Genomic DNA, 22,288 nt, shown 5'->3' on the forward strand with positions numbered 1-22,288 from the left:
TTGTGTGAATTATGAAGGTAATTAAGGGAGGATAATGTGCAAAGCATCGTTTTGATTGGTGGTTATGGTGATGGGTTGGTTGCTGCGCAGATTATAGCCGATATGAGAAGCGCTGGCTGTTCAGTCAGCCTTTTAGGTTTTTTGAATGATGCTCTAAAAGTAGGTGATACTATCAACTGTTGGCCTGTTTTAGGGAAAATTAAGGACTGGGAAGGATTAAGCGAGGATATTCAATTTCACATCTGCTTGCATAAAGTAGGGATGATGGACGCAAGAATCAAGCTAATAGAGTCGCTTTGCATACCTGAGTCTCGGTTAATTTCTTTGGTTCATCCAGCGGCTTGTATTGCTGACGACGTGATTGTTGGTAAAGGATCTATGATTTGTCAGCATGTTACCTGCCAGCCTGGGAGTGTTATAGGTAATATTACAACAATCAGAGCAGGCGCCAATGTAGGTCATGACGCTAAACTTGGAAATTACTGTTATCTAGGCCCTAATGCATCGTTATGTGGCCGGTCAGAGGTAAAAACGGGGGCCCACGTAGGGCCGAATGCTGTAGTAGTTGATGCCGTTGTTCTTGAGCAGTTTTCGATTGCTGGCGCTGGTGCAGTAATCTTTAAGTCTACGCCCAAATACAGTACTTGGATTGGTAATCCTGCGCGGAGAGCTAAATGAATCTTGAGTTATCGTTTAAAGGCACACGGAAGTATTTGCATGGAAGTGATTTTTATAACTCGATTAATGATTTATGTGAATCGAAATACTCAAAGGACTCTTTTGTTTCAAAAATATCTTTTCGATCACTTGCTTCTAAGCAGTGTGTGGTTTTATTTGAAACGCCTTCAGTAAATGAGAAGTTGATTGGTAATGGGCTTATATCTGTTTCTAGTGCGGAAATGAATTCCATACCTTTCTGGTTAGTTGAGTCTGATAAAAAAGTAAGCGGTCGTTATCCTTTCGATGAAGATGCTTTAGTCGGGAATAGTCTTTTGAATTTGACTAATAAAAGTATAACTATTCAACCAAATGGAGAATACACAGTTATTGAAGAGATTATAGTACTTACTAAAGAGTTAAATAACCAAGTATGTAGTGTTGATGGTAAATGGCTTTTTGGACAACTCGATTTAAAAACGAAGCTACCTGATTCTGCTGATGAAATTGCTGTTGTGCTAAGTAAAATGATCTCAGGGAGATTCAGTGTTAATGATATATATATCAATAATATTCCTATGGGTAAAATACAGTTTATAGTGGGAAAAGCATGAGTATTGGGTTGAAATCTATAGGAAGTTATATTCCTGCTGCATCGATTGATAATATCAAACAGGCCAATAAATTTGGAGAAACAGAGGAGTTTATTAAAAGTAAGATTGGCGCTGTAACTCTTGCAAGAAAAGATGATAGGGAAGAAACATCCGACTTGGCTGTTAAAGCGATAAAGGCTTTAGATGAGGAAAATGAAGCGTTTTCTTTGTTGGCTATAGAAGCGTTGGTTGTTGTTACACAGAACCCTGATGGTAGCGGGCTTCCGCACACATCTGCAATTGTGCAGAATAAACTGGGTTTGCCCACAAATATAGCTGCTTTTGATGTGTCTCTTGGCTGTTCTGGTTATGTGTATGGTCTATATATACTGAAAGGGTTTATGGAAGCTTCTGGTCTAAAAAATGGTCTTTTGGTAACAGTTGATCCTTATTCAAAAATTGTTGACCCTGATGATCGAGTCACAGCCTTGTTATTTGGTGATGCAGCTACTGCTTCCTGGCTGGGTGAAGATTCTGAACTGAATATTAAAACTGTAAAATATGGTACTGATGGGAGCGGCGCAGAACATTTAACCTCTTTTAATGGAAGGTTACATATGAACGGTCGTCAGGTGTTTAATTTTGCAGCGCTTAGGGTTCCACCGCAAATTAAAAGTGTTTTATCTAATAGTAATTTAGAGCTTAGTGATATTGACTTATTTTGTATTCATCAGGGTAGTAATGCGATAGTTGATGCCATCTCAAGACGATTTGGTGATTCTGCTGATAAATTTTTAAAAGATATCGAGCATACTGGTAATACTATCTCCTCTTCTATTCCCTTATTGTTGAAGGATCAGGTCCATGATAATAAGGTACAAAATATATTAATTAGTGGGTTTGGTGTTGGCTTGTCTTGGGCAAGTGCATTATTAAGTAGAAGTTTATAATTTATTATATTAGGGCAAGGTTGGTATTTATGTTTGATGTGGAGTTTGTTGTTGATATTATTAATAAATCGGGATCAAGTGTTGAAGTTAAACTGGATGATCAGGCTAAAAAATTTTCTCAGATAGGACTAGATAGTCTTGATATGTTTAATGTTTTTATTGAACTTCAGGATGCAACAGGGAAAGAATTTTCAGATGATATTGTAGAAAATCTAGTATCTATTTCTACAATAGTTGAATTTTTAAATAGCTAATTTATACATATGATTTTTCTTTACTAGGATGCCTCTATGCGAATATACCACGGTCCAGTGAATATTGCTGGTATAGGTGCGGTTCTTGCTGATTATCAGCGAAAAAAAGGTTATGAATCTTGCTTTGATGTATGGGTAGGTAATAGTTTTTTTAAAAATCATGATGTGGAAATATTCAATGGTACCGAAAATCGTTGGCTTAAGCAGTTAGTAAGATTGAAATATTTTTATAACTCATTATTTAGGTTTGATATCTATAGTTTTTATTTCGGGCAAACCCTTTTACCATATTCTTTAGATCTTCCTTTATTGAAATTATTGGGGAAGAAAATAGTCATGACTTATTGTGGTAGCGATATTCGATTATCTGAGGTTGAGAAAGAAAGGAACCCCTACTGGGAAATCATAGTTGAAAATTTTTCAGGAGGTCTGAATGATCCAAAAAAAGATAATACTAAGAAGATTAAAATGTTATGGCAGGGGATTTGGGTTGATAAGTTTATTGCCCCGAGAAATTTATATCATAGCGCTTCCCTTTATATACCTAGATATAAGATAATTAAAGATGTTTGGGTTCATAATTTAAGTTTTAGTGAGTTTTTGAATGATTATTCAGCCGCACCTCTTGTTAAGAAGAACGCTTTAAATGAAAGTATAGTCATTGTTCATGCTCCAACCTCGCCTGCAATAAAAGGGACAAAATATTTTAATACGGTAATAAGTAATTTAATACGTGATGGTTATGATATTGAATATATTGAGCTCACTAATATGGATCATAAGGATGTGGTTCATGAGCTATATAAAGCGGATATAGTACTGGATCAGATTCTTTTAGGTGGGTTTGGCTCTCTTTCAGTGGAAGCTATGGCGTTTGGAAAACCGGTTATTTGTTATTTAATTGAAAGCGTAAAAGAAAAACATTACCCAGAGTGTCCAATTGTTAATGCTAATATTTCTAATATCGAAGATAAAATAAAAGAATTAGTCTCGAATAAAGAATATAGAGATCTATTGTCGCAGAAAGGGGTTGGATTTGTGCGTGATAATTTTGATTATATTAAAATAAATGAGCAGGTTATTGATATCTATAATGAACTAATTGATGATTAAGTTATTTTTTTCTAATGCAGCGGTATATTTTTTATCAACAATTCTCAGTCGAGGGATTTCTCTATTAATGATGCCGCTTTACACTTCAGTTTTATCGCCGGCTGAATATGGAATCCTGGATTATTTGTCAATTATAGGGTCTTTTGTTTTAGTTGTTGTTGCATTAGAAATTTCTCAGGCAGCAGCTCGATTTGTGTCAGAGTATAGAGCTGACTCCCAGCTTAGGAAATATTATTTTTCATCAGCTTTTTTGTTTTCTATTTTCTGTAATTTGTTGTTTGTAATTTGTTGTTTGTTTTTTTCTGATGCGATTGTTGTTTTCTTTTTTGATGATTTAAGCTTTTTGGATGTTTTTTTTGTCGCAGTTTTTGGGTATTCTGCAACATCTATTTTTAGGCTTGTTTCTAATCACCTTAGGTTTACACTTAAAGTTCAGCTGGAAGCAGTGCTCAATATTATTTATTCGTTAGTTGTTGTCTTATTATCATATTTTTTGATGTATAAAGCTGGTATGGGGGTTCTAGGCGGGGTTGTTTCCTTGCTAGTTGGCTCGTTTTTTGGGATTGTAATAGGTTTGTTTTTTGTTAGAGAGGATCTTTGTTTTTGTAAAAAATATATTTTTGAAATGATCTCGTTTTCTTGGCCTTTTGTTTTTTCTAGTTTAGGTGTTGTTTTATCTGGATTGATTGATCGCTTATTTGTTAAAGAAATGCTTGGGTATGAGGATTTAGGTATTTATGGAGTGGCTTTTCGGATAGCTTCGATAGCCTCTGTTCTGATTTTTGTTTTTCATAAAGCGTTATCACCATTAATCTATAGTAATTATAAAGAAATTGATTTTGGTGAAAACCTTAACTCTATTTTTAGGTATTTTTCTGCTTTTTTTATATGTGTTTTCATTGTTTTGTCAGTTAATTCGGATTTCTTTGTTAAAATTCTTACTAATGAGCAATATAATGCTGCCTCTGACGTGATACCTTTTCTTGTGTTGTCATTTGTTTTTTCAGGGATGTATTTTTTTGCGCCGGGCATGGGGATAAAAAAGAAGACTAAACTCCTTGCGCTGATTAATATATTGGGCGTTTTTTTTAATACTGGTTTGAATTTTTTTATGGTTCCTTTATATGGGGCGATAGGTGCTGCTATTGCAACAGCAGTATCTTCTTTTTTTGTTTTTTGTATTTTATTTTTATCCTCTCAGAAGCTGTTCTTTATTCCTTATGAATGGTTGAGAGTTTTGCTTTGTGTTTTTTTCGTTGCTGTAAGTGTTTTTTTGTTTTATTTGCATGGTGATTTTTCTATTGTTTATAAACTTATTGTGATGTTTGTTTCGATTTCTTTTATTTTTGTTTTTGGGGTTTTTCGTGTTCTTGATTTTAAAGTAGGGCTTAAGTTTTTTAGTTGATTTTTTGGGATATTGATCGTATGTTTTTTAATTTTTCTTGCTTGAGATTAAAAGCTAATGTTTTAAATAATTCTTGACCTTTTTATTAAAAACTTTATATTTTATTTATATTGTAAGCTAGTAGGTGTCAATAAAGCTATACGGATTAGTCGGTATTATTTTTTTACGCTGGGAGCAGCCAACGACGTTGCGAGCTTGGGCACAGGCAGGCATGAGTTATGACTCTACAATGGGGTATGCTGATTATCCAGGTTTTCGATGTGGTACTTGCTACGAATATCCTGCATTTGACCCGTGTTCTTCGATACCCCTCCAGTTACGTATTAGACCGTTAATTGTTATGGAATGTTCGGTGATAGATGATGCTTATTTGGGGTTGGGTTGTACTGATGGGGCAAGGGAAAAAATTTTAAAGCTGAAAGCCACTTGTCGAAAAGTTAATGGTCGGTTTGGATTGCTTTGGCATAATTCGTACCTTAAAAGCCCACAGTTAAAGCGCTTATATAAAAGTGTTTTAGAGGACTGATAACTATTAGTCTTTTGTTTTTGTAGAATCGAGTGGTTTTATATATGAAATCATGCTGTTTTTCTTGTTGGGATTGTTTAAATTTAATTTTTTTTTTGGTTTTTTATGAAGAAAGTTGCAAATATTGTTCTTAATGACTTTGTTAATGATAGCCGTGTTTTGAAAACATCAAAGTCCCTTTCTGTTTTGGGCTATGAAACTGTGGTTGTTGCTATGCATAATAAAGGTTTGTGTGAAAAAGAAATAGTAAGCAATGTTTCTGTAGAACGTATTAATCTGGCATCAAGATACTGGCCTAAAATTAAAATAATACAATTTATTAAATATTTTGAATTTATATGTAGAGCGTTTTTTCGGTTCCGTAAGTTTGATGTGATTCATTGCAATGATCTTAATGCATTGCCAATTGGTATTTTAATTAAGCTATTTTATAAAGATGTTAAAGTTGTATATGATTGCCATGAGTATGAGACAGAGCGGGGGGGAGCTAACAGAGTATCAAAATGGTTAATGAAATTTTTTGAAAAAAATCTGATGCGGTATGTTGATAGTATAATTACAGTTAGTGATTCTATTGCCGCTTGTTATTCAAAAGATTATGGAATAGTAAAACCTCATTTGGTGTTGAATTGCCCATCATACACTGAGCAAGAAAAGCTTGATTTATTTCGTCAAAATCTAAATATAAAAACTAATCAAACCATTTTTTTGTATCAAGGTGGTTTAAGTTCTGGTCGAGGTATTGAATTATTGCTTGAAGCTTTTTTAGGTATTGATGATAAAAATGTGCTCGTTTTTATGGGGTACGGTCCACTAGAAGAGTTAATTAGAGAAAAAACTGAAACGTCTTATAATATATTTTTTCATCCCGCTGTTAGTCCAGATGAACTTTTGAAGTATACCAGTTCAGCAGATTACGGTATTTCCTTCATAGAAGATTCATGTTTGAGTTATCGTTATTGTCTACCTAATAAATTTTTTGAATATTTAATGGCTGGTCTCCCTGTTATTACATCGAATCTTCATGAAATGAAACGCTTAGTTGAATCTGAGGGTGTGGGAATAGTGGCGGAGGCTAATACTGTTGATGGTTTTAGGGCAGCTATTTCTGCTTCGCTAAGCCAAGATTATGAAGAAATACAAAGTAATGTGTTTGAGGCTAGAAAAAAATACTGTTGGGAAGAACAAGAAAAAGTCATTAAGGAAATTTATAATGCGCTCTAATATTAAAGTAGCCCATCTTACTTCTGCGCATCCTCGCTATGATACTCGTATTTTTTTGAAAGAATGCGTTTCGCTTGTAAGACATGGTTTGTTTGTTTCGTTGATTGTTGATGATACTGAGAAATATGGTGTTTATGTAGGCAAGAATAAAGCCGAAACCATCAAGATGAGAAATTAGTATTTTTGGCTTTATTTGCCTATGTTAGATTGTTATATGTTTTATTAATATGCCTAGGATTTTATATGAAGTTTATTGTTTTTGTGAATTCTAATCTTGAAAAGGGTCAACCTATTTATTCAAGAATTAAATCTTTTAGTGACTATTTTTTATCTAAAGGGTTCGGAATTGATTTTTCATTCAAAACTATTTTACTAGATAATACTAATTATCTTTTCATATCTATGCCTCCCTTTCGAAATTTTTGGCTTTTTTTTATACCAGGTTTAAATATTATCCTAGATATTCGTGATGGATGGTCTATAGCTCAAGAAACTGGCTATGGTGGTATCGTAAGAAAAAAAGCCTTTAAAGCAAAAATATCACGCTTAATCGAGCGATTCGCTATTAGACGTTCTTATCTTGCCATTACTTGTACTCCTGGATTACAAAAATACCTTTCTCAAATTTCAAATCGTGAATTGGTTTTAGTTCCTAATGGTATTAACGATAATGACTTGGATTTAATTAACCAGCTAAAAATTAAGAGTAAAAAGGAAAAAGATAATAATACAGTTTTTTTCTGCTGTGGAGGTAAGTTTTCTGAGTACGGACAAGATAAAGTAAAAAAATTACTTCGAATTATTGCTTCTAGGTATCGAGGTAAAAAACTAGTTATTCTGCTAATTGGATGTAATAAAAATGCTAATTATTGGGTGGAAAGTTTTTTTAGTCAATTGACCTCAGGTAATAGTGAGGTGAAAATTATTCCACGAATGCATAAAAAAGAACTTTATATCACTATGCTTAATTCTGATTATGGGTTATCTATTATACGTGATCCAGACTATGAATTAGGTACAAAAGTGTATGACTATATTGCTTTAGGTTTACCTATTGTTAATTACTTCGATGAGCCTAATAATTTTACAAACTATTTTGATGCTTGCTTAGATGTTTCTTTTAATAAATGTGCAAAAATTCCAGAAATTCGTAGAAGCATCTTGATTAAGTCAGTTTTAGATGGCTTTTTTGATAAGGATTATCAGTGAAAGTTGTTCTTTTATCCGCTGCATTTTCGATTCATACAGCACGTTGGGCTAATGGTCTTGTGTCGCGTGGTGTTGAGGTGCATCTTATTTCGCTGCATGAGAATGCCCATGTGCTTGATTCTAAGGTATATCTGTACAAGCTTAAAAATAAAGCGCCGCTTGGTTATTTTTCGGCGGTGTTTGAAGTACGGAAATTATTAAAAGAAATTCAGCCTGATTTAGTGAACGCACATTATGCGACGGGTTATGGCTTGTTAGCGCGTTTAGTCGCGTTTAAACCCGTTTTACTTTCGGTGTGGGGAAGTGATGTTTACGACTTTCCTGAAAAGTCTGTTGTACATCGCTGGTTGTTAAAAGGCAATTTAAAATCGGCCACCTCTATTGCGTCCACTAGCCATTGTATGTCCAGCAAGACTGGAGAAACATTTAAGCATAGTAAAGTATTTATCACGCCTTTTGGAATCGACGAGTCGTTGTTTAAACCTTTACCTGCACTAGAGGGTAGAGGCTCTAATAAAATTGTTCTTGGTACTGTGAAGACTCTTAAAAGAAAGTACGGGATTGATATTTTAATTAAGGCGTTTGCAAAAACCTGGTATGAGCTTGATAAAAATAGGGATCTATTTTTAGAAATTTCAGGAGGTGGGCCAGATTTGAATGCTTTGCAACAGCTAGCCAAATCTTTAGGTGTTGATAAGCAAGTTGTTTTTCATGGACAGGTTGATCATGCTGATGTTCCTAATATATTAAACCGGTTAGATATATACTGCGCGTTTAGTCGCATGGATAGTGAAAGCTTTGGTGTGGCTATATTAGAGGCGAGTGCTTGTGGAAAACCTGTAATAGTGTCAGATGCTGATGGCCCAGCTGAAGTGACTTTGGATGGGAAAACAGGTTTAGTTGTGCCTAAAGAGGATGTGGTTGCTTCTGCTGAGGCAATGATTCAATTGATTGAAAACGAGCAGCTTAGAAAAAAAATGGGCGACGCCGGTCGTCAACATGTTTTAGAGCATTATACTTGGGAAAAGTCTTTAGACTTGATGGTTGAGGCTTACCGGCAAACAATGTCCATGCGCTAGCATATATAGTGCAACTTGGTAGTGCTGGTTAGCGGAATCCTTGGATGATTATAAGAGTTTATCATGAAAATAATTACTATTTTAGGCGCCCGCCCGCAGTTTATTAAAGCGGGTTCGGTCAGCCGTGAAATCATCTGTAAACGAGAAGCTGGTTGTAATATTCAAGAAGTAATTGTCCATACGGGTCAGCATTATGATGCCAATATGAGCGATGTTTTTTTCGAGGAAATGCATATTTCTAAGCCGGATTACTTTCTTGGCATTGGTGGTAAAACGCACGGTGCTATGACGGGGCAAATGATTGAAAAGATCGAAAGTATTTTGGTGAAAGAAGAGCCGGATTGGGTGATGGTCTATGGTGATACCAATTCTACCTTGGCGGGGGCGATTGCAGCGTCTAAACTGCATATAAAAATAGCACATGTGGAAGCAGGTTTACGCTCGTTTAATATGCGTATGCCGGAAGAAGTGAATCGCATATTAACTGATCGCATTAGTTCGGTACTTTTTTGCCCCACTCAAGCTGCAGTGGACAACTTAACGAAGGAAGGAGTGGATAGTTGGCAAACGGATACCAGCGTGGTGTTATCGGGTGATGTAATGCAAGATGGTGCATTGTTTTATAAAGGCTTAGCACAAAAACCATCTAACCTGAATATTGCAGGTGATTGTGTGTTGTGCACTATTCATCGTGCTGAAAATACCGATGATCCGCAGCGTCTAAAACAAATTATTTCTGCATTGAATGAAATAGCGCAAACTCAGCAAGTGATTTTGCCGTTGCACCCACGGACGAAGAAGCTTCTGGAAATGGGCGAGTACGATACATCTAATCTCTCCATTATTGATCCAGTAGGTTATTTAAATATGGTCTGGTTGATTGATAATTGCAGTCTTGTAATGACTGATAGCGGGGGACTACAAAAAGAAGCCTATTTCTTTGGGGTACCCTGTATCACTATGCGAGATGAGACTGAGTGGGTGGAGCTGGTTGAGGCTGGCGCAAATGTGCTAGTAGGTGCAGATAAAAAGAGAATCCTAGACGCTTACCATAATACGAAAAGTTCTTCTGTGGTCGAAACACATAGTGAAGATTTGTACGGTGGTGGTAAAGCGAGTAAGCGAATTGTCAAGGTGTTGCTTAATGGCTGACGAAAACTCGAAAAAAACGTATTGGTTAATTAATCAATATGCGTCTACCCCGGAAAGTGGCATGGGGGGAAGGCATTACTATTTAGCTAAGGAGCTAGCAAAGCAAGGACATCGCGTTTATTTGATTGGTGCAGGCTTTACACATTTGTTACGTCAACCACCAAGGCTGGTAGAAGAGTTTACTGTGGAGCCTATTGCAGAAGGTTTTAATTTTGTTTGGATTAAAGTGCCTGAGTATTCAGGTGCCCATGATAAAAAACGGGTTTTAAATTGGATAAGGTTCGCGTGGAAGTTGCTTACACTTCCCAAAGTGATTGCCGATAAACCGGATGCTATTTTATATAGCTCTCCTGCTTTAATTCCCTTTCTTGGGGCTCAGCGTTTGGCTAAAAAGTTTAAAGCTAAACTGGCTTTTGAAGTGCGCGATATTTGGCCTTTATCTTTGGTTGAACTTGGCGGTTTTTCTAAGAAGCATCCTTTTATTCTATTGATGCAATGGATTGAATATTTTGCCTATGGCTCTGCTGATAAGGTTGTTTCAAACCTGAAGAATTCTGTAGAGCATATGGTTGAGCATGGAATGCGACGTCAGAAGTTTGTTTGGGTTCCAAATGGTTTTGCTATTTCTGAGGCTGAAAACAAAGAAGCATTGAATGCAGCTGTAAAAAGTAAACTACCTGACGGTAAATTTATAATTGGTTACACGGGGAGTATTGGTGTAGCAAATGCATTAAGTAATATTATTCAGGCAGCTGATATGCTTTCTGATCATGCTGATGTAGCTTTTGTTATTGTTGGCGGTGGGCAGGAGAGGGAGGCGTTAGAGAAATTGACAGCTGAGCTTCGATTGCAGAATGTTTTCTTTGTTAACCCAATACCTAAGAAGCAAATACAGTCGATGCTTGCTGTGTTTGATGTTTGTTTTATTGGTCTGACTAAAGATCCATTATTTCGATTTGGTGTGTCTCCTAATAAGTTATTTGATTATTTTTATTCAGGTAAGCCTTTATTATATGCAATTGAATCGGGTGAATATCATCCTGTTGATGATGCTGGTGCAGGAATTGAAGTGGCCGCTGAAGATCCGCAAGCTATTGCAGACGCAATTTTGAGTATTAAAAGCCTTACACCGGGTGAGCGCGAACAGATGGGCAAAAATGGTAGAGCTTATGCACTCGAACATCATGACTATGCAAAGCTCGCTAAAAAACTTGAACAGGCTTTGTCATAATATTTAAGTGATTTTCGCGTAATTTATGAGAAATATAATTGTTCCGGAGGCTGTTAATTACTCCCAACTAAATTAAGGTCAATGTTATCGGATGCAGGCAGCAGAACTTGAGCTGATCTTTTAGATAAAGTGGGAGTGCCATTGATTAGAAAAATACAAGGGTCTCGATTATGTCTTAAATTACTGAAGACAGTCGAATCTGCGTAGACAGTCTCCAGAGCCTTTTGGTTTTCTATCATGTCAGTTAACATCCTGTTTCGTGGAATAAGCCTAGCAGTGCAGCCTATACTTGGGTTCTGTATCAAGTTACTTCCCTCCAGTTGTCTATGGGTTATTTTAGCCTGCTATGCCGTTGGTGGTGTGTTAACATCCAATTTTTAAAAAGCTACTAGAGTGTTAGATTTTATACCTTAGTTTTTTGGGCTATGGGCTATCGTTGGTTATTATGACTAAGACTGTTAAGAATATTCTTGTTACCGGTGCTACTGGTTTTGTTGGCTCTTCTTTACTGAATCAATTAGCGAATGATGAACGCTTTTCTACCACCGCTATTACTAGAAGAAAGAAACTGAAAATTAGTGATAAAGTTCTTTTCAAGAAGTTAGATAATATAAATGGTTTGACTGACTGGAGTGGTTTTTTTGATGGCATTGATTGTATCCTTCATGTCGCGGGCGTTGCGCATGCTCAGGAACAGGAACAGCCTTCGCCTGACTCTATTGACCCTTTCAATGATGTGAATGTTGCTGGTACATTAAATTTAGCGAAGCAGGCAGCTGAATACGGAGTAAGTCGATTCGTATTTGTCAGTTCTATTGGTGTTTATGGTAGAAATAGTACAGCGCCTTTATCAGAAGAAAGTAGCCTATCTCCTCATTCCAAGTATGCCCAATCAAAAATTGATGCTGAAGTAGGGTTAAGGCAGCTTGCTCGGGATCTGTGTTTTGATTTAGTTATTATTAGACCTGTTTTGGTATATGGTCTGGGTGCCCCTGGAAGTTTTGGCAAGTTGACTAAGCTCGTTGATAAAACTCCTATGTTGCCTTTTGGACTCTGCCATAACCTTCGTAGCTTTATTTCTGTAGATAATCTGGCTGATTTCCTGTTGCTTTGTGCGGTGCATCCCTTAGCAGCCAATCAGGACTTTGTGATTTCTGATGGTGAAGATATTTCAATAAAGCAGTTTACAAACGAGATTGCTAGGGGGTTAGGTAAAAGCTTGATACAGCTACCTATTCCTCATTCACTTATGCGCTTAGTTGCTAGGCTGTTACGCAAAGATAAGTTAGCGGAACAAGTATTAGGAGACCTTCAGGTCGACTGTTCAAAAGCAAAAACGTTATTGGGCTGGCAGCCGTTAGAGACGATGAGCCAAGCTATGGCTAAGTTGGATTCTTCAAATTTTTGTAAGTGATTTAATTATGTATAGATTGTTAGATCTAGTTATCTCTTGTATAGCTTTATGTTGTTTATGGCCTTTAATGCTGATTGTTATTGGGATAGGGCTGTTTGATACTGGGGCGCCAGTTTTTATGCAGGAAAGGGTAGGTAAAAATCAAAAGAAATTTGTATTAATTAAATTTAGAACGATGTCAGTTGATACCAAGTCAGTGGCTTCTCATTTAGCTAGCTCGTCTTCCATTACGTGCTTTGGGCGATTTCTTCGTAAATCTAAAATAGATGAGCTACCTCAACTAATTAATGTGCTTAAAGGGGATATGAGCTTGGTAGGGCCTAGACCTTGTCTTTTTAATCAGCAAGAGTTGATTAAAGAGCGTCAGGCTAAAGGTGTGTTTGATGTTCTTCCTGGCATAACTGGTCTTGCGCAAATTAATGCAATTGATATGTCTACTCCAGTGCTCTTGGCTGAATATGATCGAGAAATGATCCGGACAATGTCACTTGGAAAATACTTTAGGTATCTTATTTTAACTGGTTTGGGCAAAGGCGCTGGCGATCGTGTGGGATAACTGTTGTTCAACTATACTTCAAGGGGCTTTGTAATTGCTTAATCTGTTAATAGGTTCATCTCGTCGGTCGAAGAAAATATTCTTTCTAGTTTTTGACGCGATTGTGTTGCCTTTATGCTGTTGGTTGAGCTTTGCCCTTCGTTATGAGGATTTCACAGCAAAAAACTTTGCACATTGGCCTGCATACCTTTTAGCTCCTGCTGTTGCTATTCCGATATTTATTAAGCTTGGATTGTATAGGGCTGTTATTCGATATATTGGCTACAAAGCTCAATGGACTGTTATTAAAGCGGTCTCTTTTACCTTGTTGATTTGGGTATTATGTACATATTTATTGGGCCTTGAGCAAAGTACACCGCGCTCAGTTATCTTTATTTTTTGGTTTATTGCAGTGTTCGCTGTTGGCGGGAGCCGCATGATTGCGCGCTGGGTTGTGTTGCACCAGTTTCCCGGTGGGGAACAGAAGGCAAAAGCGGAAGCGCGTCGGGTTATCATATATGGAGCAGGCTCTTCTGGTCGGCAACTAGCTGATGCGTTATATCACTCTATCGAATTTAGCCCGGTTGCTTATGTTGATGATGATTTACGCCTTCAAGGTTTGGATATCAATGGTACGCGTGTTTATGGTGCTAATAAAATTGATGAGTTAATTGAACGGTTTGATGTTGATTCCATCTTGTTGGCTATTCCGTCGGCACCGACTCAGCGTAAAAAGGAAATCATTGATGAGCTATCGATCCATGAATTAAAGGTTATGACGCTACCAGGCTTATCGGATCTGGCTGATGGTAAGGTCAGTATTAGTGACGTTAGAGAAGTAGATATTGCGGACTTATTAGGGCGTGATGAAGTTGCACCTAATAAAGAGCTATTAGGCTCTTGTATCAAAGCTCAGTCCGTAATGGTCACTGGCGCAGGAGGATCCATCGGTTCTGAGTTGTGTCGACAGATTATCAAACAGCAGCCAAATGTTTTGGTGCTTTTTGAGTTGTCAGAGTTTTCGCTTTATAGCATAGAGAAAGAGTTATTAGCCTTGGGGGCTGGACAGACAGTAATTATTCCAGTTTTAGGCAGTGTGACAGATAAGGCTCACCTAGAAAAAATACTTCAATCTTACCGCGTTGATACTGTGTATCATGCGGCGGCTTATAAGCATGTACCTATAGTTGAGTCCAATAATATAGCTGGCTTACAAAATAATATTTTGGGTACTTGGCAATGTGCCGAAGCTGCTATTTCTGCTGGTGTGAGAAATTTTGTTTTAATCTCGACAGACAAAGCGGTGCGACCCACTAATGTGATGGGGGCGAGCAAGCGTTTTGCTGAATTAGTGCTTCAAGGGCTTAGCAAGAGGGAGGAACATTGTTCTGATATCCGTTTTGCAATTGTTCGTTTTGGTAATGTGTTGGGCTCTTCGGGCTCGGTTATTCCTTTGTTTAAGGAACAAATTAGTCAGGGAGGACCTGTAACCGTTACCGATCCTGAGATTACGCGCTATTTTATGACGATTCCTGAGGCGGCCTCTTTGGTGATACAAGCAGGTTCTATGGGCGCTTCAGGGGATGTTTTTGTGCTAGATATGGGTGAACCAGTCAAAATTTTCGATTTAGCAAAACAGATGATTAATCTTACAGGATTGTCTGTTAGAAATGCTCAAAACCCATCAGGTGATATTGAGATTAATTTCACTGGGTTGAGAAATGGTGAAAAGTTATATGAAGAGTTACTAATTGGGGATGATGTTTTAAAAACGGATCACCCTATGATTATGCGTGCTCAAGAGGTGATGCTTCCTTGGGATCAGCTAGAACTTGTATTAGATAATTTGCAAATTGCATTAGAGTCATTTGATTATGATGCCATACGTGAGATTTTATTGCAGAATGTGAATGGCTATAATCCGCAGCATGAAATTCGTGATCTGTTGTATAATGCAAACGCGGTGTAAGCATTAGGTTTTGTTGGGTTGATACTGCGCAGAGCAGGCCTCTATTCCGCAGTCTCCTTAATTAGCCTAATTTATACGACGACCTTGGTTTTATAATTTACTGCTGATGATCGAAAAATCAACGCTGACTTCAAAGCCATCTTCTCGTCCCGTCGCGGGGGAGTTAAATGTCATCGTTGCGCCCACGCCCGTAACGATGGCATCGACAATGGCTAAGCCAAGCCCTAAGCCTTGCGCCTTGGTCTCTGATCTAACAAAACGCTGCTGCAGTCGTGCAAGCGTTTCGGCAGGAATCACCTGGGTATCATTAACAATATTTAATACCCCGTTGGCAGAAAAATTAACCTCGATCAGTTGGTTTGGGTTCCCATGTTTTATGGCATTGTCGATTAAATTGCGCACCAAAATAGCAAAGGCATCGGGATCTATAGTCGATTTAAATTCGCTGGGCGGTAGAGTTACCCTAATAGTTGCCGGGGGATTCGATCGCTGGCTGTCATCAATAATCAGCTGCAATAGATTTATGAGATCAGTCTGCTGCGTTGATAACAGACCGCCCCCTTCCGCCTTAGCTAACTGCATCAGTTTTTCTGACAAGCTGGATAAACCTTTTATGGTTGTTTCCACTTTCTGCACTTTATCTTTAAGGGGGCCTGCCGTGACGTCCTGTTGTAGATATTGAATCTGGGCCAGCGCCGTTGCAATGGGCGTACGTAACTCGTGGGCACTATTGGCGGTAAAGGATCGTTCCGATTCTAAAGCTCGGCGTAAGCGTTCCAATAAGTCATTTACCGAGGTAGCGATTGTGTGAAGCTCGGTTGGCAGGTCTTTGGTTTCGATCGGTGAAAGATCACCACTACCACGGGATTCAATGGCTTTTCTATAAACCAGTAGGTGACGCAAACTGTAACGCACAAAGGCCCAGGTCCCGATAAAGCAGAGCGGGATCAACAAGAGGAGTGGCCAGAGTAAGCTAGCGGCCATTGCAAAGATGGCTTTTCGCCTTTGAGTTAGAGGCTCGGCAACCTCGATGTGTAATGTATTTTGTACTGCCCACGCCCCATAGAATCGGTGATTTTCCGATGAACTAAAACCTTTTAATAACGTTTTATTGAACATCAGCGGATCCGCATTATGGGATTGCAATAAAATCGTGCCTGACGCATCACGTACAAGGTATACCAGCGGTTCATCGTGGGTTTCGAATGACATGATTTGTTGTAATTGCCCTGGCTCCTCTCGGTTGGTTATCTCAACTACCGCAAGGGGCATAATACGTTGAGCGGTTTCGGCCAATGCGCTATCGAAGAGGGTATTCAGTTTATTCTGTGATACATAAACGGTGCTCAATAGCGCCAATAACCAGAGTAAAGTCACACCCACGGTTAAGCCAATACCTAAGGTTTTTTGGAGGCTTTTTGGTGCCTTTATCTGCGTTGATCTCATGAGGACCTCATGCGATAGCCTAGTCCGCGCACCGTTTCTAACTGACCTTTATCCAGTTTTTTCCGTAGCCGACTGACATAAACTTCAATGGTATTACTTTCGATCTCGGCGCCAAAAGCATAAAGGTGGTCTTCCAGTTGTGACTTCGAGAGGACGTTGCCAGGATGTTGAATAAAGGCCTCAAACAACGCCCACTCACGGGCCGTTAAATTGATGGCCACACCCTCACGAGAAATAAAGTGCTTGTTGAGATCGACGTCTAATGTGCCAACCTTAATGATAGGATTCGGGTTGCCACTGTAACGCCGAGACACTGCCGCGATACGCGCGGAAAGCTCGGATAGATCAAAGGGTTTTACCAGATAATCATCTGCGCCGGCATTTAATCCTTCGATGCGATCAGATAGCTGATCTCGGGCGGTTAAAATAATAACGGGGGTCGTATCGCCTGATTCGCGTATCTTTTTTAACAGGTCAATACCGTTGCCATCCGGCAGCATTAGATCAAGTAGAATCAAATCATATTGAGTGACCTGTAAGCTAGCATCCGCATATGAAAGGTTTTTAACCCAATCGACCGCATGACCTTCATCGCTAATCTGATCCCGTATGACTTCGCCTAACCCCGCCGCATCCTCTACCAGTAATAATCGCATCTCTCATCCTTAGATCTTCGCAGCCTGACTAATCATAACCAAAAAACCTGACAATAAACTGAAAGCCCCCGTGATGAATGATATCAACACATAAACTCGCTTACAGCTTACGCCTTCCTGATTTATCGCGCCTATTGATTAATCAGGCTTTCAGCTGATTGTCAGAATTAGACAATAACATATGGGCTAAATGCAGCACTGGATAGTTAAGATGAAACCTAAAAAACTCAGCATTACCCTAGCACTGATCACCACCGTCACTCTTATTATCTGGGGCTGGAGCTATCAGATGAGCACGACAGTAAAGGCGTCACTCGCTTGGGAAATTTATGACAACGGCCTCTATCTGAGCGGTTTGTTATCCATCGCATTCATGTCAGTGACGATGATGCTGGCTACTCGTCCAGCTTGGTTAGAAACACCCTTTAATGGTCTCGATCAAATTTATCGCCTGCATAAATGGGCCGGTATTCTAGCGGTTGTTTTTGCCCTATCTCACTGGTTAATTGAGATGGGTGATGATCTCGTTAAAGCGCTCTTTGGCCGAGCAGGACGTTTGCCTGAGCAAGACTTTTCAGGTTTTACCCATATGATGAGAGAAGCGGCAGAAGGAATTGGCGAATGGGGTGTCTATCTGGTATTTGCCATGCTGATACTGACGCTCTGGAAACGCTTTCCTTACAATCTCTGGCACTCTATACACCGTGCTATGCCGTTTATTTATCTAGCACTCGTTTTCCATGCGGTCTGGCTAGCGCCTTTGGTTTGGTGGCAACAACCGATCGGTTGGCTGATGGGAGTATTACTCACAGGCGGAAGTGTCGCTAGCCTGTTATCGATCAAAGGGCAGATAGGAAAATCACGCCAGGTGCAGGGCACCATCACTTCCATCGTAACTTCAGCCATGGGTATCACCGAAGTGAAGTGTCAGTTGGAACGCCCATGGCAAGGTCACCGTGCCGGCCAGTTTGCGTTTGTGACCTTTGAGCCTAGCGAGGGTGCCCACCCTTTTACCATTGCCAGTGCGGATCATGGTAATGGTCAGATCACCTTTCACATTAAAGGGCTGGGCGACTATACGCGGCAGTTGGGTTATCGGTTAGCAATCGGCCACCCCATTACCGTTGAAGGGCCTTATGGTGAATTTAACTTCAAACAGCGGAAGCACAATGCAACACAAGTTTGGATCGCTGGCGGAATTGGCATCACCCCTTTTTTAGCATGGCTTGAAGTACTGCAAAATCAGCGGGAAGACTCTCTCGAAGCTGAACTGCATTATTCCACCCATGATGGCGCGACAGATCCTTTTGTTAAGCGACTAAAGGCAGCCTGTAACGGTTTAAGCGGCATCCAGCTGCAGATACATGACAGCAGTCAGGGCCACAAACTCACAGCGGAGCAGCTCCTCACGCTGCATCCGAAGGAAAAGGCGATGGAGGTCTGGTTTTGTGGTCCCTCAAGCTGGGCCAATACCTTAGAAAAAGAGCTACGGGAAAATTTACAAGGGTCTCTGTCGTTCCGACAGGAAGCATTTGAACTGCGCTAAACCTATAACACTGACCGCCTTCAGCTGAATGTCAGGAAAGCGGTTTAGGATAAACAATGAAGTCATTAGGAGGTACAACATGAAAAATACACTAATTACTGCCTTTTTAAGCACCTGTTTGATCAGTGGTGCCGCGCTAGCCAGCGATGATTGCACCGACCCTACCGTCGACTGGCAGCCAAAGGAGCGCCTTCGCCAAATGATGATAGACCATGGCTGGAAGGTAAAGCGCATCAAAGTAGACGATGGCTGTTATGAGCTCAAAGGAAGAGATCGCAAAGGTCATCGAGTTGAAGCGAAATTCTCACCCGCTTCACTAAGGATTATCGAACTTGAAATAAAATTTGATGATTCAGATGACGCATCCGACTACCTGAACTTAGGTAATCAAGCCCAACCATCATCAACTAGCGACTTAAACTCCGGTAGTAACACGCCAACAAACAAACCTAAAGTCACAATCGAATAAGGGAGATAAAACCATGAAACGTTTCGCAATAACCCTGTGTTTGATGGCTGCAGCTTTACTATCCTCGCAATCCTATGCACGTGACATCACCCTCACCACCGAGTTAAAAAATTATGGCGGTGATGGTGCCTATCTCGCTATTTATTTAACCAATGTTGGAGGTCAGTATCAAAAAACCTTATGGGTGGCAGGCAAGAAGTCAAAATATTACAAACACTTGAGCGGTTGGGCACGGGGGAGTGGTCAACGTAAAAGTGAATACGATGGACTGTCCGGTGCCAGCGTTACAGAGGGTAAGACATTAACGGTCACCCTTGATCTAGCCGACACCTATATTGATGCAGGATTTCAGCTCCACATTGATACCGCTGTCGAAGATATGCGAGACAACCGTAATGATGTTGTCGTGCCATTAACCAGTGAAGGGGTCGATAAACCCAATAATGGCCGCGGTTATGTCAAAACGTTCACCTACTCGTTTTAAATAACTGCCTAGGAATCCCGTCATGTTACGTCAGTTTCACTCCCTGTCTGGCTTGATAGCAACACTGTTCGTTGTATTGCTCACCATTTCCGGTGCTGTGCTCTCGCTTGATCCGATTTTAGAGCGCTCACAGGCTAAAATAGCGGGCACATCATCAATCAGCGTGGCGGAGCTAGCGGGTAAGCTTATCACTCGCTACCCTGGCACCGAGCAAATACAACGACATCCGTCAGGCAGTATCATTGTTTACTTTACTGACGGCGACCAAACAGGTGCGGATCTAATCAACCCGCTAACGGGGGCAACGATTGGCGCCTATTCCAGCTCACCCATTATGGTATGGATAAAAAACTTGCACCGTTCTTATCTGTTGGGGACTCCTGGACGAGTGGTGGCTGGGGTTGCCGCTTTCTTTATGCTGCTGTTAACCTTTTCCGGTGCCTCCATGTTGATCAATCGCCTCGGCGGTTGGCGCCATATTTTTCGACCGATTCAAGGGCCCTTTAAGCAACGACTACATACCGAAGTCGGTCGAGTGGCGGTACTGGGCCTGATATTATCAGCTTCTACCGGCCTGTATATGTCAGCCATGACTTTTGAGTTGATACCCGACTACTCATCGACTGAGCCCGATTTTCCAACCCATGTCGATGGCGGTGTGCCTGCACCCATTGATACCCTTTCGGCATTAAAAGCGATCCCGATTACCGAGTTCAGAGAGCTGGTTTATCCCTATCCAAACGACCTAATGGGCGTTTACTCAATTACCACCGATCAAGGAAGCGGCTTTGTTGATCAAGCAACCGGTGAGTGGCTCTCTTATCAAGCTTACGGTAACCCACAAAAACTCTATGAGTTTATCTACATGCTACACACCGGCGAAGGGTTATGGTGGCTTGGACTACTGCTTGGTCTAAGTGCGCTCACTGTGCCATTGATGGCATGGACCGGCATCCAGATCTGGTGGAAGCGTAAACAATCCGCCACAACCATTAACCATAATAGCGCTGCTCGCGTTGCCGATACCATCATTCTGGTTGGCAGTGAAAGTAACAGTACTTGGGGCTTTGCCAAAACCCTGCATGACGCCCTTTATCGCTTAGGATTTCAGGTTCACACCGCATCCATGAATCAGGTTGGCAACCATTATCCACAGGCAAAACGGATGTTTATGCTGACCGCCACCTATGGGGATGGTGACGCTCCGGCATCGGCGAATCATTTTCTGACACGACTGGCGAAAATGTCGAAGACACCCGATGTTCCTGTTGCCGTATTAGGTTTTGGTGATCGACAGTTCCCTGAGTTCTGCCAGTTTGCCAAAGAGGTTGAGGCCGCGCTCATCACCAAGGGCTGGCCGCAACTACTACCACTCGACACTATTCATCGACAATCGCCACAGGAGTTTGCCCGCTGGGGCCATGCTGTGGATAGCGTCATCAATAGGGAATTAACACTCGAGCATATCCCGGTTCATCCCGCTAGCACGACGTTAACGCTTGTCGAACGCGTCGATTACGGTGCAGCGGTGCAAGCACCAACGGCGGTATTACGCTTCAAGTCATCGGTAGAGCGTAATAACGGTCTGTTAAATCGTTTACTGAGACGCACCGGTTTACCGCATTTTGATGCAGGTGATCTTGTGGGTATCTTAGCCCCAGGCAGCAGTGTGCCGCGGTTTTATTCGTTAGCATCCGCATCGAAGAATGGCGTGCTCGAGATCTGCGTTCGTCATCATCCAGACGGTTTATGCTCAGGTTTTCTTCATGGATTATCCGTTGGTGACACCATTGAGGCTTTCATTAAGCTTAATCCGAGCTTTCGCCCAGCATCGGGCAAAGCACCGATAATACTGATCGGCGCGGGCACCGGCATTGGGCCGTTAGTCGGTTTTATCCGTAACAATAAAGCACATCACCCGATACACCTTTATTGGGGCGGTCGCTCTCCACAGTCTGATTTTCTCTATGAGACAGAGCTTAAGCGCTACTTAAAAGATCAGCGGTTAACTAAATTAAATCCGGTTTTCTCCCGTATCAGCCAAGGCGCATATGTGCAGAATAAGATTACTGAAGATGACGTGGTGCTGCGTCAATTGATCGAGGAGGGGGCGCAGTTTTTAATATGTGGCGGTCGTAACATGGCGAGTAGCGTAGCGGCGGCACTGGACAAGGTAATTGCCCCGCTGGGGATCGATGTGGCGACACTGAAAGCTCAGGGACGTTATCGTGAAGATGTTTATTAGCTGATTTATTGAGTGGGTCACTAAGCCAAGAATTCTCTGGCTAGGTCCTTTTTTTAGGAGATTAGTCGGGTGGAAAAAGAATATTTTTCTATATCTAAGGAAGCTGTATTAACTATTAAGTATTAGTTATG

General features: G+C 40.4%; 22 protein-coding genes. 20 read left to right on the forward strand and 2 right to left on the reverse strand.

What is annotated here, in order from left to right; translation table 11 throughout:
• Positions 1-36: 36 nt before the first annotated feature.
• The 16 genes from A3774_RS06640 to A3774_RS06715 all read left to right on the forward strand — a co-directional run bounded on the left by A3774_RS06640 (position 37) and on the right by A3774_RS06715 (position 15,311).
• Positions 37-678 carry an LbetaH domain-containing protein gene (locus A3774_RS06640; protein WP_067865091.1) on the forward strand — a complete coding sequence of 214 codons (642 nt, stop codon included), beginning with the start codon at positions 37-39 and terminating at the stop codon, positions 676-678.
• Positions 675-1,271 carry a hypothetical protein gene (locus A3774_RS06645; protein WP_067865093.1) on the forward strand — a complete coding sequence of 199 codons (597 nt, stop codon included), beginning with the start codon at positions 675-677 and terminating at the stop codon, positions 1,269-1,271. Before A3774_RS06640 ends, A3774_RS06645 begins: the two co-directional genes overlap by 4 nt.
• Complete coding sequence (locus tag A3774_RS06650) at positions 1,268-2,200, forward strand: ketoacyl-ACP synthase III (RefSeq protein ID WP_067865095.1); 933 nt, start codon at positions 1,268-1,270, stop codon at positions 2,198-2,200. The genes A3774_RS06645 and A3774_RS06650 overlap by 4 nt, the downstream gene beginning before the upstream one ends.
• 29 nt (positions 2,201-2,229) lie before the next feature.
• Complete coding sequence (locus tag A3774_RS06655) at positions 2,230-2,454, forward strand: acyl carrier protein (protein ID WP_067865097.1); 225 nt, start codon at positions 2,230-2,232, stop codon at positions 2,452-2,454.
• A 36-nt stretch (positions 2,455-2,490) separates the two neighbouring features.
• Positions 2,491-3,567, forward strand: coding sequence for a glycosyltransferase (locus tag A3774_RS06660; protein WP_067865099.1), 1,077 nt, complete (start codon positions 2,491-2,493; stop codon positions 3,565-3,567).
• Positions 3,560-4,972 carry an oligosaccharide flippase family protein gene (locus A3774_RS06665; protein ID WP_067865102.1) on the forward strand — a complete coding sequence of 471 codons (1,413 nt, stop codon included), beginning with the start codon at positions 3,560-3,562 and terminating at the stop codon, positions 4,970-4,972. Before A3774_RS06660 ends, A3774_RS06665 begins: the two co-directional genes overlap by 8 nt.
• A gap of 124 nt (positions 4,973-5,096) precedes the next feature.
• The gene (locus A3774_RS06670) at positions 5,097-5,498 is read left to right on the forward strand and encodes a polysaccharide deacetylase family protein (protein ID WP_067865105.1); all 402 of its coding nucleotides are present in this window, start codon (positions 5,097-5,099) and stop codon (positions 5,496-5,498) included.
• A 105-nt stretch (positions 5,499-5,603) separates the two neighbouring features.
• Positions 5,604-6,722, forward strand: coding sequence for a glycosyltransferase (locus tag A3774_RS06675; RefSeq protein WP_067865108.1), 1,119 nt, complete (start codon positions 5,604-5,606; stop codon positions 6,720-6,722).
• The gene (locus tag A3774_RS16760) at positions 6,712-6,900 is read left to right on the forward strand and encodes a hypothetical protein (protein ID WP_067865114.1); all 189 of its coding nucleotides are present in this window, start codon (positions 6,712-6,714) and stop codon (positions 6,898-6,900) included. Before A3774_RS06675 ends, A3774_RS16760 begins: the two co-directional genes overlap by 11 nt.
• A gap of 65 nt (positions 6,901-6,965) precedes the next feature.
• Positions 6,966-7,931, forward strand: a complete 966-nt coding sequence (locus A3774_RS06685; protein ID WP_067865117.1) for a glycosyltransferase family protein — start codon at positions 6,966-6,968, stop codon at positions 7,929-7,931.
• Positions 7,928-9,010 (forward strand): glycosyltransferase, encoded by a 1,083-nt coding sequence (locus A3774_RS06690; RefSeq protein ID WP_067865119.1) that lies wholly within the window; start codon positions 7,928-7,930, stop codon positions 9,008-9,010. Before A3774_RS06685 ends, A3774_RS06690 begins: the two co-directional genes overlap by 4 nt.
• Before the next feature lie 63 nt (positions 9,011-9,073).
• Entirely contained in the window at positions 9,074-10,162 is a 1,089-nt protein-coding gene (wecB, locus tag A3774_RS06695) for a non-hydrolyzing UDP-N-acetylglucosamine 2-epimerase (RefSeq protein WP_197468023.1), read from the forward strand.
• Complete coding sequence (locus A3774_RS06700) at positions 10,155-11,393, forward strand: glycosyltransferase family 4 protein (protein ID WP_067865124.1); 1,239 nt, start codon at positions 10,155-10,157, stop codon at positions 11,391-11,393. The genes wecB and A3774_RS06700 overlap by 8 nt, the downstream gene beginning before the upstream one ends.
• A 445-nt stretch (positions 11,394-11,838) precedes the next feature.
• The gene (locus tag A3774_RS06705) at positions 11,839-12,807 is read left to right on the forward strand and encodes an NAD-dependent epimerase/dehydratase family protein (protein WP_067865127.1); all 969 of its coding nucleotides are present in this window, start codon (positions 11,839-11,841) and stop codon (positions 12,805-12,807) included.
• A 7-nt stretch (positions 12,808-12,814) separates the two neighbouring features.
• Entirely contained in the window at positions 12,815-13,363 is a 549-nt protein-coding gene (locus tag A3774_RS06710) for a sugar transferase (RefSeq protein WP_067865130.1), read from the forward strand.
• Between the two features lie 34 nt (positions 13,364-13,397).
• Positions 13,398-15,311 (forward strand): polysaccharide biosynthesis protein, encoded by a 1,914-nt coding sequence (locus tag A3774_RS06715; RefSeq protein WP_067865133.1) that lies wholly within the window; start codon positions 13,398-13,400, stop codon positions 15,309-15,311.
• Positions 15,312-15,401: 90 nt separating this feature from the next.
• Here A3774_RS06715 and A3774_RS06720 read toward each other — a convergent pair whose 3' ends face one another.
• Both A3774_RS06720 and A3774_RS06725 read right to left on the reverse strand, forming a co-directional pair.
• Positions 15,402-16,757, reverse strand: coding sequence for a sensor histidine kinase (locus A3774_RS06720; protein ID WP_067865136.1), 1,356 nt, complete (start codon positions 16,755-16,757; stop codon positions 15,402-15,404).
• Positions 16,754-17,413, reverse strand: coding sequence for a response regulator transcription factor (locus A3774_RS06725; protein ID WP_067865139.1), 660 nt, complete (start codon positions 17,411-17,413; stop codon positions 16,754-16,756). Before A3774_RS06725 ends, A3774_RS06720 begins: the two co-directional genes overlap by 4 nt.
• Positions 17,414-17,624: 211 nt before the next feature.
• Between A3774_RS06725 and A3774_RS06730 the strand changes: the two genes are divergently transcribed.
• The 4 genes from A3774_RS06730 to A3774_RS06745 all read left to right on the forward strand — a co-directional run bounded on the left by A3774_RS06730 (position 17,625) and on the right by A3774_RS06745 (position 22,157).
• On the forward strand, positions 17,625-18,959 hold the full coding sequence (locus A3774_RS06730) for a ferredoxin reductase family protein (protein ID WP_067865145.1): 1,335 nt from the start codon (positions 17,625-17,627) through the stop codon (positions 18,957-18,959).
• A gap of 79 nt (positions 18,960-19,038) precedes the next feature.
• Positions 19,039-19,428, forward strand: coding sequence for a PepSY domain-containing protein (locus A3774_RS06735; RefSeq protein WP_075107922.1), 390 nt, complete (start codon positions 19,039-19,041; stop codon positions 19,426-19,428).
• A gap of 13 nt (positions 19,429-19,441) precedes the next feature.
• Positions 19,442-19,912: a DUF2271 domain-containing protein gene (locus A3774_RS06740; protein WP_067865148.1), complete on the forward strand. Its 471-nt coding sequence runs from the start codon at positions 19,442-19,444 to the stop codon at positions 19,910-19,912.
• Positions 19,913-19,934: 22 nt separating this feature from the next.
• Positions 19,935-22,157: a PepSY domain-containing protein gene (locus A3774_RS06745; RefSeq protein WP_067865151.1), complete on the forward strand. Its 2,223-nt coding sequence runs from the start codon at positions 19,935-19,937 to the stop codon at positions 22,155-22,157.
• The last annotated feature ends 131 nt before the right edge of the window (positions 22,158-22,288 follow it).

This window comes from Neptuniibacter marinus (genome assembly GCF_001597725.1).
In the GTDB taxonomy this organism is placed as follows: domain Bacteria; phylum Pseudomonadota; class Gammaproteobacteria; order Pseudomonadales; family Balneatricaceae; genus Neptuniibacter; species Neptuniibacter marinus.